This is a genomic window from Sinomicrobium sp. (genome assembly GCA_029266035.1).
In the GTDB taxonomy this organism is placed as follows: domain Bacteria; phylum Bacteroidota; class Bacteroidia; order Flavobacteriales; family Flavobacteriaceae; genus Sinomicrobium.
This window is the reverse complement of the sequence record JAJUFH010000013.1, coordinates 21,205-35,539: the sequence shown is the minus strand read 5'-3', so window position 1 is coordinate 35,539 and position 14,335 is coordinate 21,205. Positions and strand designations below refer to the sequence as shown.

Here is a 14,335-nt window from a genome sequence, read left to right as displayed (position 1 = left end):
ACACGAGATGTGTCAACATGAATTTAATGGAGTCGAGATGACTGTACAAGCACATAAGTTGGGCGAAGAACTACGCCGCCTAAAAAAAGAAGACCCTAAGAAACTACAAGCTATCCTGTCTCAGATGTCGGAAGAAGAGGCACACTCGATAGCGTATGACCCTGACATATGGTTGAGAGAGGATCAACAGATTAAAGATTGGTGGCCCGAACCAGTCATACTCTTTATGTGTGGGCGCGGATTTGGAAAAACTTTTTTAGGTGCCCAATGGCTAAGAAAACAGGTAAAGAAGGGTGTCAAGGGTGAGATTGCCCTTATAGCCCCTACTGCAAGCATGGTCAGGGACACAATGGTTAACAGTGGTCTAATTCCTCTATCCCCAGAAGAAGAGGGGTTAGTGTACGAACCATCTAAGTCTAGGATAACTTGGGCAAACGGTACTGTTGCTCGTCTAGTATCGGCTGACGGCGGCGAGGAAAAATTGCGAGGTATGAATAGCAGTCTGATATGGATAGACGAGCTTGGGTCAATCCCAAACAAGGACGTATATGACCAAGCAATGCTTACTCTCCGAGTTGGTCAGAGTAGGATGCTGATAACTACAACTCCGCGTACTACTGAAACAATCATCTACCTCTATAAGAACGCAGTATTCAACGACGCTGCACCACAGAAAGGTAAGTTTTGTAGGATTCTCACACGTTCAACATACGCCAACTTTGAGAACTTGAGTCAAGGATACCAAGACAATATCATAGCGTCCTATGAAGGTACTCGTCTAGGCAGGCAGGAACTTGAAGGTATCCTGCTACTGAATGCTGAGAATGCTCTATGGAGCCTCGATTTGATTGCAAGGCAAACACTACCTGTAGGTGTTGAGCCGCCTAAGTTGGATAGAGTAGCAATAGGCGTCGATCCTGCTATGTCAAACTCATCTAAGAGTGATAAAACAGGTATTGTTGTTGCTGCACTCGGAGAAGATAATAAGGCATACGTGCTAGAGGATGTGTCCGGCAAGTATTCACCTGATACTTGGGTTAAAAAGGTACATGGACTGTATGACAAGTACAGTGAGTACGCACCTACGAGCATTGTTGTGGAATTGAATCAGGGGGGTTCTCTTGTTACTCAAACACTACAGAGGGACAGACCCTTCTTACCCGTAGACGGTGTATTTGCGACTAGGAACAAAATGTCTAGGGCAGAACCCGTAGCAATGCTATATGAACAGGATAAGGTTATGCACTGTCACGGGCTTGCGGACTTAGAAGAGGAAATGGCTACGTTTGAAGGGAACCCACGTCAGAAATCGCCAGATCGTCTTGATTCTCTAGTCATGGCAATCACACACCTTATACCTGCACAGCGCAGAGTAACGAAGGGATTCGAGTTCTTACTCTAATCTTCTGGTGGGTCATATTTAGCACCTTTAGATAGATTCTCTTCTGCCCACATAGGTTGCAGATTACTCAACGCATTAATTACGGCAGGGTCAGTCTCACCCTGATGAATCATGTATGATATGGGAACGATATGGTCTATGTGCCATTCCCCGTGGTTTTCCCATGTCATACCCTCAATGAATTGAGATTCAATATGCTCCCTAAGCTCCTGTGGAGTGTAACCAACTATTTCAAAACTGGGTGCATCTTTCTCTTCATTTAGAGTTTTACGTAAACACCCTCTTATGAATGTGGCGAGCTTTACATCTGGATTATTGTTATATCTTTTACGTACAGCTTCATTATAAGCCTCTCTGTTATTCTCATACCATTCCCGATTCTGCGCCAACTTACGCTCTCTGTTTTCTTGATACCACCTTTTGTAAGAATCAGAAACCTTATCCGGATTCTCTTCTCGCCATTTTCGCCAAAGTTCCTTAATTCTCTCGGGGTTTTCCTCTCTCCACTTCCTTTGCCTCTCTCTAATAATATCTCTGTTCTCGCTCGTGTATTTTCTTTTCTCTTCCAGTAAACGCTCTCTATTATCATAGTAATACTTCAACCTAGTCTCACGACATTTCTCGTAATTATCTTCTCTATAGAGCCGGTTGCGTTCTATAATGGCTTCTCTGTTCTCTTGATAGTATCTGTCTGTCCGTATTTTTACACAGGCCACACACTTACCGTCCCCTGTTCTACGTTCAGATAAGTGCCCGTGTCTACAAGGCTCTCCAGTGAAGTACCGTTTAAGCCCATGCTCTTTAGCCTCTTCTCTACTAATTATCTTCAACTCTTCTTATCCTCCACGAAAACTATCTGTCTTATACAATATAGCTTGATAACAGAGCTAACGTCAACTACTATAGAACCAACCCTCCCTAGAAAGGATAAAGTAGTATGCTTGAACTAGGCAACCGTAGAAAATTCCATACCCACGATCTTAATAAACTCACTCCGCACAAAGGTAAGCAAGAACTCTATTTAGAAGCTCTATTTGGTGATATTCCAGTTGTATTAGGTGTCGGCGCGGCAGGTACAGGGAAGACAGCATTGGCCTTGCATAGTGCCCTCCACCAAGTGTTTGATGAGGCAACCCCTTTCGATCACGTATACATTGTCCGTTCAATCGTAGAGTCAGGAGAACGTGTAGGGTTTTTACCGGGGGATTTGTCTGAGAAACTAGCGCCTTACGAAGCACCTTATGTGGGGTTATGTCAGCAGTTCCTAAATTATTTCGACCCTTATGACAAGCTGAAAGAGTTTGGGTATTTGGAGTTTGTGCCTACCAACTATGTGCGAGGTCAAACTTGGGATGATGCTATTGTTATCGTGGACGAATGTCAGAACCTAGATTATAACAGCTTGAGGGATGTAATTACTCGTTCTGGTGAGAATACAAAGATTATACTATGTGGTGACCAATATCAAGATGACTTGAGTAGACAGAAGAAGCAGTCTGGGCTTTCTAAACTATTGAATGTATTAGATTTGATGCCTTACGGCTCTGCTGTCACTGTTGAATTTGGTGTAGATGATATTGTACGCAGTGGGATAGTACGAGACTTCCTGATTGCTGACATGGATTACGAGAAAGGAGAAGCGCCCTCTTAACGAGGGCTTTTCATTAATTTAGTTCGTGGCACGTATATCGCGTGAGCGTCTTACCTTCTTCGTTCTCAACAAAGCAAGCATCATAACTCACGGGCTGGTCTGGGAATTGCTTTGATCTAACCCAACGCTCCACACCATCGAGACAAGTGAAATCCTTATACGCTGTAATACCATAGCATCCATCTGAGGTTTTACGAGCTTCGTAATGCGGGCAGCGGATACATTCTTCGATGTGACCACCCTCCTCAAAAAACGACATAAATTTCAATGTGAACATATCTATCTACCTGTGTTTGTGTCTATGTTGGAGCGGATAGAGGGAGTCGAACCCTACCCTCTACGGCTTGGAAGGCCGAGGACTGAACCCGTCAGCTTATCTGCTCAATTCGTGGAGATGTGTGGAATCGAACCACAGTCCAGCGGAGTTCCTTTTCAGGCTTTAACCACTGTCGAAACCTTCCATCCCCATAAAAAGTGTGGTGCTGAAGTATAACTGCTAGTGAACTTAATCACTACGTACATACCAGAGTCGTGTTCAGTTGTTCACCACACTAGCGAAGGGCTTTGGCGTGACAGGGCGCGTCCCTGCCACTTTTCGCGCTTTACCGAAGCCCTTCCTACTATGGGCCGGACTACGGTCTATCCGGCATGGCCCGCGTCGTATCAATGGTAAATACTGTACAGGTCTTCAGTGCGCCACCACAACGTAGTAAAACAAGAGGCTGTGGGAAACGACTTCCCTTGCGTCCAAGGGCTTAATAAAGAACCCAACTGATTACTAGCTTGGGCCGTGTTACAATATATGACAACATAATCAACGTCTGTTGTCAACTGCTATTTTCTCTTCTCTACAATAAACAGCCAGCTTATCTGCTTTTTCATTACCTTCAATACCACTGTGCCCTTTTATCCACTTCACCTCACAACCAAGCTCTAGGAACAGGGGATAGATGGTAGTCCATAAGTCTTTATTGGCTAAAGATGATTTCTTAGTCCAATTATTCTTACACCAATTCTTTGCCCACTCATTCAGTCCCTTAACAGTGTATTGACTATCGGAATAGATAATGGCCTTCTGCGCTGTGTATTTACAGTATCTAAGTGCTTCTAAGACGGCCTGTATCTCTGCACGTTGACTGGTACTGTTAGGGAGATAACCACCAAACTCAACACCATTAGAGACTACTACAGCCCATCCACCACACTTAGTAGTGGCTTGGGCACATGATCCGTCAGTGTAGATAGTTAGCATTAAGGAATCATCCAAAACATGAATTTCTTTTTATCACCGGCTCGTTGGTAAACTTTAAAACCGACAATAGAAAATACCACATAGTCACCAGAAATTGCTAATTTCGCAAACGGTAAAAATAAGATTCTATACTCAGTAACTTTAATTTTTATCTCGCCTGTAGCCATAAAACCTCCAAATTAGTGCCACTCTTTATGGGCCTTCGTGGTGGCTGGACGAAGGGAGGAGACTCATGGAAGCCTTGCCCGAGATTATACCTTACTTTCTCCACACGGCACTTTTAACTTCTCCGCTCTCTTTGTCTATTGGATGAAACGGATGTGGTTTACCTTTACGACTCCTAGTACATACTAGCAAAGGACTGTAGGGGCCGTCAACTACTTTCATTCTCCCATTACAAAGAGAGCATTTCATTGTTAATGTACATCAAATTCCACATGGCCGTACAAAACTTCTTCTTCAGGATAACCGTTTTTACCAACAACCTCAGTATAACGCTTTACCCATCCAGCCTCGTCGTCTGCCTCAAACGCATTCTTAACTTCGACACCATCCAACAGCACAATACAATTTCCCCATGTAAAGGGAAGGCACTCAGCATTGCGCAGTTTATCTACAGTGATGTGCATTATAACAATTCCTCCGTTATACTAATATCTAATCCAAGTCTACTTGACACAATACGTTTCTTTTCTTCTACGTCGCACTGAAACTTTGTCATATACCCATCAAACATTAATACGGAGTCTAGCACATCTTCTGTTAAGATGTCTAGTATCTTACTCTCATAACTCATTAATACTTTTGCACAAATACTAGATTTCTTGTCTCCGTGTAAACCTAATTCGTTAGCCTTCTCCAACAGGAGAGGCTCGGCATCCTTACAATCCGAGATAAAATCCTTGACAAACGGATGGTTTGCAAACGCATACATCTTATCACCTATTCGTTTATAGATAGAACTATACTTATTCAACTTGGAACCGTATAGGAGAGACAACAGGGTAATCTTCACATCACTGACGGTAATGCCGCAATATATGGACAACTCTTCTCTAACAGCCTGAGTATTTTGCTGATAGTATTTCATTGCAGGGAAGTTCCCGAAGTTGTTAAGCAGGGCCACATGACAATTCTGTATGTCATAATCATACCACCCCTGTAGAGCAGCGTTACGTATTTCACTAGGTAGTCTTTGTATTGTGTAACTACCTTTAGCAAACTTCCTGCCGCAATCAGGTTGTTCGTAGGAGATGTCAAGTAGTTTATTTTCTTGCGCCCCGATGAAGAATTTAGCACTCTCAGCTATTAATCTAGTATCGTTTGATGTTGCCATTAGGTGTTTAACAGCATCGAAGTTGATTCCAGCACCTTCATATTCGTATGCTAATAGATCGTCTATAGGTGTATCAGTAACGTAACCAACTACCACGTCACGGCTAACATAGTTGTGTGCCAGTGGATAACATATCCCCTTCGACTTAGAGTATTCCCCCACTCTATCAAACATGCCTGTTTTTTTACGCATTCGTTCAAAGGCTTTACGGTCTGTCCCCATAGACTTCAGGTAGGTGTCTGAGAAGAACATAGCCTTAGGGTCTTCTGAGTGTTTAGATTGGTTTGTTCTCAGTGTTTGGTATGCAGCGGACTTTTCTTTGCGTGCTAACGAAGACGTTATTGGGCACTGCTTCCATACATAATGATGAAATGTGGTATTCATTAATCCTCTCTGTGTTGTAAATACTGTTCCTAACCTACCATGTCCCTCTATGTTGAGATAGGTGGCCCGTTAAGACCACCTGATAGGAACAACATCTACATAGAGAGATGTGAGGTAGGCATGGGTAGCTACTCCCATGTAGAGTAAGACAGTAACAGAAGGAGAGTATGATGTAAAGAGATAAGAGTATAGAAGGAATATAATAAGAGAGGAATAGTATATACCACGTAGTGGAAATTTCTTTCTGTAACCCTTGTCTCCCAAGGCTCTCGGAGTTTGAGCTTCCCTATTCATAATCGGTCGTTACCCACCTCATAAATACTTGTCTTACAAAACAAGTTCATTTCAGGGAAACAATTTCATGGCTATTACCAGTAAAACAGTTATTCCAAGGGCTGAGAGTTTAGGCCCAGCAACACCATCCATTGAATATGTGAAGATGTCAGAGGGTTGGCGTTTACCTGTGGCACTTTGGGGCGGCACTGAGGCCATGCGTAAGGCAGGCAGCACGTTTCTGCCGCAAGAACACGGCGAATCAGACGATGCCTACAAAGCAAGGGTCGGGAGGACTTTCCTGTATCCGGCACTAAAGAATACGATACAGCGTCTTGCTGGACAGGCATTCTTGAAGGGTGTCGTAGTAGAGAATGTTCCCCCTGAGCTTGAGTACCTAGAACACTTCTTTGACTCTGAGGGGCGTTCAATCACTGAAGTTGCCTATGACCTGATGATTGACCAGTTTAGATTTGGTAAAGCACATGGTCTTGTAGACTACCCTGCTTCCACACACAATATGACATTAGCAGACGAACGCGCCTTGAAGATTCGTCCGTACTTCACTCGTGTAGACCCACGAGACTTGATTGGTTGGAGGGCACGCAGAGTAGGGGGCGCTGATATTCTAGATCAGATTCGTATCCAAGAAGTGCTTGTAGAACCGTACGGTGACTTTGGAGAGATTGAAGTCTTCCGCGTTAGGGTTTTTTATCCTGATCGTGTAGATGTGTACAGACTGTCAGAAGAGCGTGACTTGGAGTTTGAGCAGACTGTTCCATTCACTCTCGGTGAAATTCCTCTTGTCACAGCTTATGCTGAGAAGACTGGTTTTCTTACGTCTAAGTGTCCCCTTGAGGATTTGGCATGGCTAAACTTGCGTCACTGGCAGTCTTCTAGTGACCAGAATAACATCCTACACGTAGCTAGGGTTCCTATATTTTTCGGTCGCGGATTCGAAGAGGGTGAGTTGAACTCCGTAACCTTCGGTGCTCATAGAGGCATTTCAACCACTAATGAGAACGCAGATATTACATACGTTGAACACTCCGGTAAAGCTATTGGTAGTGGTGAGAAAGACCTAGACCGCCTCGAAAACCAAATGCATAGAGCGGGTGCTGATCTAATGGTCAGTAAGAGTGTTTCACGACAAACAGCCTCAGCAAGACAGACTGATAGGGCAGAAAGTATGTCCGTGGCCCAAGTTGTTGTAGTTAGCCTTGAGCGTATGCTGGAGAATGTGTACGAGCTTGCTGGTAAATGGATTGGTGTAGATGCTTCTGAAGTTTCAGTCAACGTCTCCCCGGAGTTTGGAATTTACGACGACCCTAACCCAGTAGATAGTTTGCTCAAGTTAGGTCTCTCTGAAGAAGACTTGGTATCTGAGCTTAAACGTAGGGGATTGATTGGCGATCAGGTGAATACTGTTATGCCACAGGAGAAATCTGACACAGCACCGAATTTTGATATAGGTGACGGCGCTAGCACAGATGAGTGATTACAGTAGGCCCGCTATTGTGCGGGCTTTACTTTGTATAGCATTAGGTTTTCGTATACCTTGGGATGTATAACATTTTTGTATTCTTCAGCGCGCCGTTTAACAAACTTCTCTTTCTCTTCGGCATACGCCTTGAACGCATCTTCTGGATTAGAGTAAGCACCTATATACTTTGCGTTTTTAGAGCCTGTGTTTACCTTAGCATGGTATTTTTTATGGTTCTTGTTATAGCACACTCCTTGGGGCCACTCACCTCTCGCTAAACTGCGGTCTGTTAACAATGAGTTTATTTGAGGCGGTACAAAACTACACATATCGGGACTATATACCTTGTTTCCTAGTACCATCAAATCCTTATCTAAGTTAAATCCTTGCTTGTCGTGGTTCGGCTGTCGATAGAACCACTCGGCAAATACTTGGAAGTTGTGCCATTCATCACAGACATAACATTCTTTATAGGAGGGGTTTCTCTTTAGCTCTTTTTCGTCGTAACATCTAACAAACATATTCAACCATGTTCTGTATGCTCTCGTGTGCTTGCCCCCTGATTTTGCTTTATACGTACCATCTCCATAGTAACCAACACCGTAGACAGATCGGTGAAATGGGTTTTTCACTCTACCATGTCTAAGGTGACTTGATTCTACTCGTTTCTCAAAACCGTTGCTGAACTTGACGATTACATCGAATGCACCGTTGTACTCAACAACTTCAACTTCGTATCCTTCTTTAGTAGTAAATTTATCGCCTACTTTAACGCTTGGTTTTGGGCCTTTCGCCATTTCACACCTCCGAAATCTACTTAAGTATTCAAATCTATACCTGATTACTTTATAAATCAATAGTTGAGATACAAATTAATACTGAAACTGTCATACTTTACGACAATGACTTACAAAGTCGCAATTAACCAAGACTATTATAGGAAGACGAGATGTCTAACGAATACGAAGAAAACAACGAGATGTTGGAAAACGAAGAAGTAGAAGATCAGCAAGACGGTGAAGAAGAAACTCCACAAGAGGTGGATTACGAGAAGTATAAAGCCCTTGAGGAAGAGACGCAGAAGATGCGTGAATATCTTCGAAAAGCAAACTTGGAAGCGAAAAACTATAGGATTAAAGCCAAGCAATACGAAGAAGCAGGCTTTAGTCCAGAAGAATTGAAAGAACTCAAAGAGAAAGAGTTTCAGCGTCAACAAAAGGAAATGGAGCGCAAGGGCGACTTCAATAAGCTGAAAGAGACTCTAGCACGCGAGTTTAGCGAGAAGGAAAAACAATATCAATCTCGCATTGAGCAGTTGCAGTCTAGCATGGAGAAGACGCTGGTACAACGAGAGGTTGTTAGCGCCATTGCTAAACACGAGGGTATTGAAACACTCCTGCAACCGCACGTAGAACGCAATGTAAAACTGATGGAGAACGATGACGGCACAATGGTTGCCCGAGTTGTAGACCCAGATGGAAGCCCCCGTTTTAATAGTCGTGGAGACTACATGACGGTAGATGAGTATGTAGCTTCCTTGCGAGAGCATGATGACTTTGGTGTAGCCTTCCGAGGCCGTCAACAGAGTGGAAGTGGAAGCCGACCCGCACCTACTAATGGTAAGCAGGCAATTCCTAAGAAGCCTCGCAGTGAAATGACACAGAGGGAACGGGAAGATTTTGTGAATAAATTTGGGTGGGATGCCTATCACGAACTTCCGATTTCCTAAAAGAGCATTAAGATGTGCAGGGGCCAGTCCTCTGCTTTCTTGTGTAAATGATTGCCCGAGATGGGCACATGGAAACAATCAAAGGCAATTAATTAACATTAGATAGCAAGAGGATAAGACTATGGCTATTGGTTCAAAATCTGATTTTGTCGTATACAATCGGGAATTCTTCTCCGGCATGAACGAAGTTCTCCAACAGAACACTGAAGTATTTAACGGTGCTTCTGGCGGCGCTATTCGACTCGTAACCGCTTCACTGCGTGGCGACTTCGAAAAGCAGAGCTTCATGAAAAAGGTTACTGGCGGTACTGTTACTCACCGTGACATCACTTCAACCGTTACTGTAACTCCGGCTAAGATGGAACAGGGCGAACTGGTTGCTCCTAAGATCAACCGTCGTATTGGCCCGAACAGTAACACTCTGGACGCTTGGAAGAAGATTGAACAAGACCCTCAAATGTTCTCCTTCTACTACGGCCAACAGGTTGCTGAAGACGTAGCTGCTGACTGGCTGAATACTCTGGTTCTGGCAGGTGTTACCTGTATGGAAACCGAAGCCGATATGGTTTATGACGCTACTGGCGAATCCGATCCGAAGCTCCGTACTGAGTATCTGGTACGTGGTCTGAAGAAGATGGGTGATAAGGCTCAACGTGTACGTGCGTGGGTTATGCACTCCAACACCTTCTATGATCTGGTAGAGTCTCAAATTCTGGACAAGGTTACTAACGTAGCTGACGCTGTTATCTACGGTGGCGCTCCGGGTACTCTGAACCGTCCGGTTATCGTAACTGACTCCCCGGCTCTGGTAGAGGCAGATGGTGTATCTTCTGGCGTAGACGCTTACAAGGTACTTGGTCTGACTGACGAAGCTCTGGTAGCTACTCAGTCCGAAGATCAGAACATCCTGTCTGATACTGAGCTTGGTCGTGAGAACATTGTTATGACCATTCAGGGTGAATATGCGTTCAACACTCGCGTTAAGGGCTTCAGCTATACTGCTGCTACCATTAACCCGGATGACGCTGCTCTGGGCACCGGTTCTAACTGGGGCTATGCAATGCACGATGTCAAACTTGGGCCGGGCGTACTGATCAAAGTAGCCTAATCCAACTAGAAGAGGGGAGCTTCGGCTCCTCTTTTCATCTTTCATTGACGGTATGAGATGTTATGGCTAAGAAAGAATTAGTATCCTTCTGTAAACCTGAAGAAACTCCACCTTTCGGTGGTACAATTCATTTTAAGAACCCGCGTTACTTCTACGAGCATGAGAGTATTCCTGCTTATTGTACTCACTTCTTTACTGATAATGAGAAGATTCGTAAAGCATATCTCGCTGCCGGTAAGATTGAACATGGGAAAGGGTATACCGTACAAAAAGAAGAAGTAGTATCCAAGGAAGCGGATAATCATGAAGTATCCGACGTAGAGGATAGCGGAATTTCCGTCGATGTAGAGGAAATGAGTTGGCCGGAGCTTCGCTCTTATGCCGCTACCCTCACCGACGAACCCATTAAGAACAAAGCAATGGCACTAGAGGTTATTGCAAACAACAGTTAACGCACGGACTGCGTTAGTGTCAAGGATGACATTCGGGGAGCCTTTGGGTTCCCCTTTTTTATGCCTGTTGTCTAACAAAGCAAAAGGATTTGGGGGTTATTATGAGTTTAATACTAGAAACAGGCGAAGGGATACCAGACAGTAATTCCTACCTAAACGTGACAGAGGCAGAGACTATTCTGACAGACTTGGGATATGAAACATTCCCCTCCGAGTCTGACTTGATTAATGCCAGTTTGTATATTGACACCTACCTAGACCCAGCAGCGTTCATTCTCACTGAAGATCAAGGATTAATGTGGCCTAGGCAAGCGTTTACAGATAACCAAGGGCGTACTGTAAAGGGGATTCCAAAGGCGCTTAAACGCGCTGTAGCCATTATAGCCGTCGAGTTCATGGAAGAGGACTTGTTTGACGTTGAACCTTCCGTAATTAGTGAGAGTTACGGTAACAGTAGTGTTGAGTTTGCGTACCCTCAATCCAAGCCGGGGAAAGTGGTTTCACAGCTTGCATATCTTAGGTCATTGGGATATGGCGGAAGCAATACAACGAGCGTGAGGTTGATTAGAGCATGAGGCATCTACGTGGTGAGACTATTACGATTTGGAAAGGAGGCGCTTTGGACAAGTGGGGCAATCCTACTTATAGCGTCTCACTGGCTAAAGCAAGATGGGAAGACCGTACTGAGTTGTATTATGGCTCTGATGGTCGTGAATATCGCTCTCAGTCTTCTGTTGGTGTCGATGTTGATTTGGCTATTGGTGATTTTATTGCCAAGGGAGATCATACAACTAATGCTGAACCTATATCGGGAGCATTTGAAGTAAAGGACTTTCGTAAGTCTCCGAATTGGAACTATACGAAGTTTGATAGGTGGGCACTTGTTTAAGCAAAGCGATGTTAATCAATGGTTCAAAGGCTTTGATAAGGCTTTCTCCAATCTTGATAGGTCTATAGACACTGCCGGAGATAACCTAGAAAAGCACCTTGAACAAAGGACTAACAGCACTACGCCAACAGATACATACACTCTGCTAAACAGTCGTAGGTTCCACCAAGAATTAGATAGTGATAGTTTTGAATTGGTTATCACTTACAATGAGGACGGTAGTGCTCCTTACGCTATAACAGAACACGAAGACCCGTACCGCCACGACTTTATACACAACTCACCGGAAGTTAGGTCTAGGCATAATCAACCGTCTCTGTATTTGTACATTCCGCTTGTCAAAGAGAGGGAAGATTGGTGGAAAAAAGTATTCTCTAAAGTGGGGTGGAAATAATGATACCTTCTGAATTTATTTACGATAATATCATATCTGACTTGGATTTGAGTTGTCCTGTTTACTTGGGGCCGAGTGCGGCACCTAACTCATCCCATATCACACTGTTGGATATTGGTAATTCTGCAAATCCTGCTTATTTGAGGGATGTATATACTGTTGATTTCATAGGTAGGTATGAAAAGGGTGAATACGCTCTAGGGTGGGGAGATTTCCAGACCATTAAGAATGCTTTGTTGGGACACCCGAACATAATTGATGAAGACGGTAATGTTTGGTGTCGATTTATTATGACCCGTGGCCCACAGTACATAAATACAGATAAGATGGGAAAAACACTAATAACCATGATTTTTGAGTTTGTAGTAGACAGTTCTCAGGATATGTCCTACAGAAAGACTATTCAATAATACTTGTCTTACAAAAAGACATGCGCGTATGTACAATTAAAGGAGAAATACTATGACAGCAGCAAAAGAATTGCGCGTCAGTGATGACGACATTACATATTACATCGTACCGGGAAGTACGGCAGACATTTCATTTGAAGGGAATCAGCTAGAAGACACTATTTTTGGTGCTGCTTATAGCTCCTCTGAGACGGGTCTAATCAACTGGACTGTATCTGGTAATGCCATGTACCGTGGCTTTGCTGGTTATAACTCAACTGTTCGCCGTAGTGGCCCTACACCCACATCGTTTACTGGTGAGGCAATGTCTCAAGTCGATAACACTCAGACCTATCGTATTACAGATGATACTAAGTCTGTGTGGGATTGGACTGCTGGCGTAACCATTTACGATGGTGCTAGTGAAGTGGCAGCTAGTGACATTGAGTCTATCAACTATCTGTTTGGCGAAGTGACCTTTGTATCAGGCTATAGTCCGACAGGTGCAATCACCGCTGACGGTGACTACCTCACTATGTCCGCTTATGGTTGTGCTAACAGCTTCAGTCTGACTCAGAGTGCGGATACTACCGACACCTCTTGCTTTGAGACCGTACAAGCAAATGGTGGCTTTGCTACCTTCCGCCCAACCCTCCTCACTGCTGATTTGGAACTGAGCGGATTCTATCGTGCAGAAAACGATGGTTTTGGTCAACTAAATGATCGCAGTGAGTTTGTTATTGAGTTGGACGTAGCGGGCGACGGTAGTTCCATTACTCGCGGTATCTACAAGATTGGTAGTTACTCACAGTCCGGTGATGTAGGCGGTGACGAAGAGTTCACCCTGTCTCTCACCCTGTCCGTACCCGAGAATGTTAAACCATTCGGTTGGAGGCACCTCGCAACATCTACTATTCCGACTGGCCTGCTGAAGATTCTGACTGCGTATGAAAATCGTAGTAACATCTACGTTGAGTATATGCCAGAAGGCCAAAGCGAGTATGGATATACTGGTGAAGTGATTGTAACTGATACATCTATCTCTAGTGGTGTAGATGCCATGGTAGAGGCTAGTTTGTCTTTCCAAGGCACAGGTGCCGTAAGTGAAGTAAACCCAATCTAAGCATTGGTTAAGTAGTGAAAGGAGCCTCGCACATACGCGAGGCTTTCTTGTCTTACAAAGTACATAAACAAAACTCTTAGGAGAATATAAGTGAGCATTAAAGACATTCGTAGCGCAACCCTCGGTCAACAGAATAAATTTCGTTCCGAGAAAGTTAAACACGGAAGTATTGAAGTGGAAGTACGTCAACTGTCATACGCTGATCGTACTGCGCTGATTGAGAAGTGTACCAAGGACGATAAGATGGACACTCTCAAACTGCAAGTGTATGCCGTTATCTACACTGTTGTAGACCCTGAAACTGGTGAGAAAGTGTTTAACGAGGCAGACTATGAAACTATGGTGCAACAACCCTCTGGTGGCTATATAGACACATTCTCCAAAGTTGCATTCAAAGTGTTGGGTCTCTCTGCTGAAGAGGGAGATGCTGAAAAAAACTAAAGAAATCCCCAAGGCTTCTTGATGAATAC

At 44.0% G+C, this 14,335-nt stretch carries 18 protein-coding genes and 1 tRNA gene; 12 read left to right on the top strand and 7 right to left on the bottom strand.

The features are described from left to right. Positions 1–37 precede the first annotated feature (37 nt). Positions 38–1,402, top strand: a complete 1,365-nt coding sequence (locus ACYZZR_RS07820; protein ID WP_461533442.1) for a terminase large subunit domain-containing protein — start codon at positions 38–40, stop codon at positions 1,400–1,402. Here the strand turns inward: ACYZZR_RS07820 and ACYZZR_RS07815 are convergent. Beyond that, the gene (locus ACYZZR_RS07815) at positions 1,399–2,232 is read right to left on the bottom strand and encodes a hypothetical protein (RefSeq protein ID WP_461533441.1); all 834 of its coding nucleotides are present in this window, start codon (positions 2,230–2,232) and stop codon (positions 1,399–1,401) included. The genes ACYZZR_RS07820 and ACYZZR_RS07815 overlap by 4 nt on opposite strands. A gap of 107 nt (positions 2,233–2,339) precedes the next feature. On the opposite strand from ACYZZR_RS07815, the gene ACYZZR_RS07810 reads away from it, so the two are divergent. Beyond that, the gene (locus ACYZZR_RS07810) at positions 2,340–3,053 is read left to right on the top strand and encodes a PhoH family protein (RefSeq protein ID WP_461533440.1); all 714 of its coding nucleotides are present in this window, start codon (positions 2,340–2,342) and stop codon (positions 3,051–3,053) included. Positions 3,054–3,442: 389 nt separating this feature from the next. On the opposite strand, the gene ACYZZR_RS07805 is transcribed toward ACYZZR_RS07810, so the two are convergent. The 5 genes from ACYZZR_RS07805 to ACYZZR_RS07785 all read right to left on the bottom strand — a co-directional run bounded on the left by ACYZZR_RS07805 (position 3,443) and on the right by ACYZZR_RS07785 (position 6,025). Continuing rightward, a tRNA-OTHER gene (locus ACYZZR_RS07805) sits at positions 3,443–3,520 on the bottom strand. Between the two features lie 347 nt (positions 3,521–3,867). Further along, the gene (locus tag ACYZZR_RS07800) at positions 3,868–4,305 is read right to left on the bottom strand and encodes a ribonuclease H family protein (protein WP_461533439.1); all 438 of its coding nucleotides are present in this window, start codon (positions 4,303–4,305) and stop codon (positions 3,868–3,870) included. Further along, positions 4,305–4,472: a hypothetical protein gene (locus tag ACYZZR_RS07795; RefSeq protein ID WP_461533438.1), complete on the bottom strand. Its 168-nt coding sequence runs from the start codon at positions 4,470–4,472 to the stop codon at positions 4,305–4,307. Before ACYZZR_RS07795 ends, ACYZZR_RS07800 begins: the two co-directional genes overlap by 1 nt. Positions 4,473–4,721: 249 nt before the next feature. Further along, entirely contained in the window at positions 4,722–4,934 is a 213-nt protein-coding gene (locus ACYZZR_RS07790) for a hypothetical protein (protein WP_461533437.1), read from the bottom strand. Next, a complete protein-coding gene (locus ACYZZR_RS07785) occupies positions 4,934–6,025 on the bottom strand; it encodes a hypothetical protein (protein WP_461533436.1) in 1,092 nt (363 codons plus the stop codon). Before ACYZZR_RS07785 ends, ACYZZR_RS07790 begins: the two co-directional genes overlap by 1 nt. Before the next feature lie 361 nt (positions 6,026–6,386). On the opposite strand from ACYZZR_RS07785, the gene ACYZZR_RS07780 reads away from it, so the two are divergent. Further along, positions 6,387–7,796 carry a DUF4055 domain-containing protein gene (locus tag ACYZZR_RS07780; RefSeq protein ID WP_461533435.1) on the top strand — a complete coding sequence of 470 codons (1,410 nt, stop codon included), beginning with the start codon at positions 6,387–6,389 and terminating at the stop codon, positions 7,794–7,796. Positions 7,797–7,810: 14 nt separating this feature from the next. Here ACYZZR_RS07780 and ACYZZR_RS07775 read toward each other — a convergent pair whose 3' ends face one another. Next, positions 7,811–8,578, bottom strand: a complete 768-nt coding sequence (locus ACYZZR_RS07775) for a hypothetical protein (RefSeq protein ID WP_461533434.1) — start codon at positions 8,576–8,578, stop codon at positions 7,811–7,813. Positions 8,579–8,730: 152 nt separating this feature from the next. On the opposite strand from ACYZZR_RS07775, the gene ACYZZR_RS07770 reads away from it, so the two are divergent. From ACYZZR_RS07770 to ACYZZR_RS07730, 9 genes are all read left to right on the top strand, one after another. Then, the gene (locus ACYZZR_RS07770) at positions 8,731–9,510 is read left to right on the top strand and encodes a hypothetical protein (RefSeq protein WP_461533433.1); all 780 of its coding nucleotides are present in this window, start codon (positions 8,731–8,733) and stop codon (positions 9,508–9,510) included. Positions 9,511–9,631: 121 nt separating this feature from the next. Further along, positions 9,632–10,618, top strand: coding sequence for a major capsid protein (locus tag ACYZZR_RS07765; protein WP_461533432.1), 987 nt, complete (start codon positions 9,632–9,634; stop codon positions 10,616–10,618). 62 nt (positions 10,619–10,680) lie between these two features. Beyond that, positions 10,681–11,070 (top strand): hypothetical protein, encoded by a 390-nt coding sequence (locus ACYZZR_RS07760; protein WP_461533431.1) that lies wholly within the window; start codon positions 10,681–10,683, stop codon positions 11,068–11,070. A 101-nt stretch (positions 11,071–11,171) separates the two neighbouring features. Beyond that, positions 11,172–11,645, top strand: a complete 474-nt coding sequence (locus ACYZZR_RS07755) for a DnaT-like ssDNA-binding protein (protein ID WP_461533430.1) — start codon at positions 11,172–11,174, stop codon at positions 11,643–11,645. A 44-nt stretch (positions 11,646–11,689) separates the two neighbouring features. Then, positions 11,690–11,959, top strand: a complete 270-nt coding sequence (locus tag ACYZZR_RS07750; RefSeq protein WP_461533429.1) for a hypothetical protein — start codon at positions 11,690–11,692, stop codon at positions 11,957–11,959. Beyond that, a complete protein-coding gene (locus ACYZZR_RS07745) occupies positions 11,952–12,353 on the top strand; it encodes a hypothetical protein (RefSeq protein ID WP_461533428.1) in 402 nt (133 codons plus the stop codon). The genes ACYZZR_RS07750 and ACYZZR_RS07745 overlap by 8 nt, the downstream gene beginning before the upstream one ends. After that, on the top strand, positions 12,353–12,763 hold the full coding sequence (locus ACYZZR_RS07740; protein WP_461533427.1) for a hypothetical protein: 411 nt from the start codon (positions 12,353–12,355) through the stop codon (positions 12,761–12,763). Before ACYZZR_RS07745 ends, ACYZZR_RS07740 begins: the two co-directional genes overlap by 1 nt. Positions 12,764–12,815: 52 nt before the next feature. Further along, positions 12,816–13,865: a hypothetical protein gene (locus ACYZZR_RS07735; RefSeq protein ID WP_461533426.1), complete on the top strand. Its 1,050-nt coding sequence runs from the start codon at positions 12,816–12,818 to the stop codon at positions 13,863–13,865. A 174-nt stretch (positions 13,866–14,039) separates the two neighbouring features. Next, complete coding sequence (locus ACYZZR_RS07730; RefSeq protein ID WP_461533425.1) at positions 14,040–14,306, top strand: hypothetical protein; 267 nt, start codon at positions 14,040–14,042, stop codon at positions 14,304–14,306. Positions 14,307–14,335 lie beyond the last annotated feature (29 nt).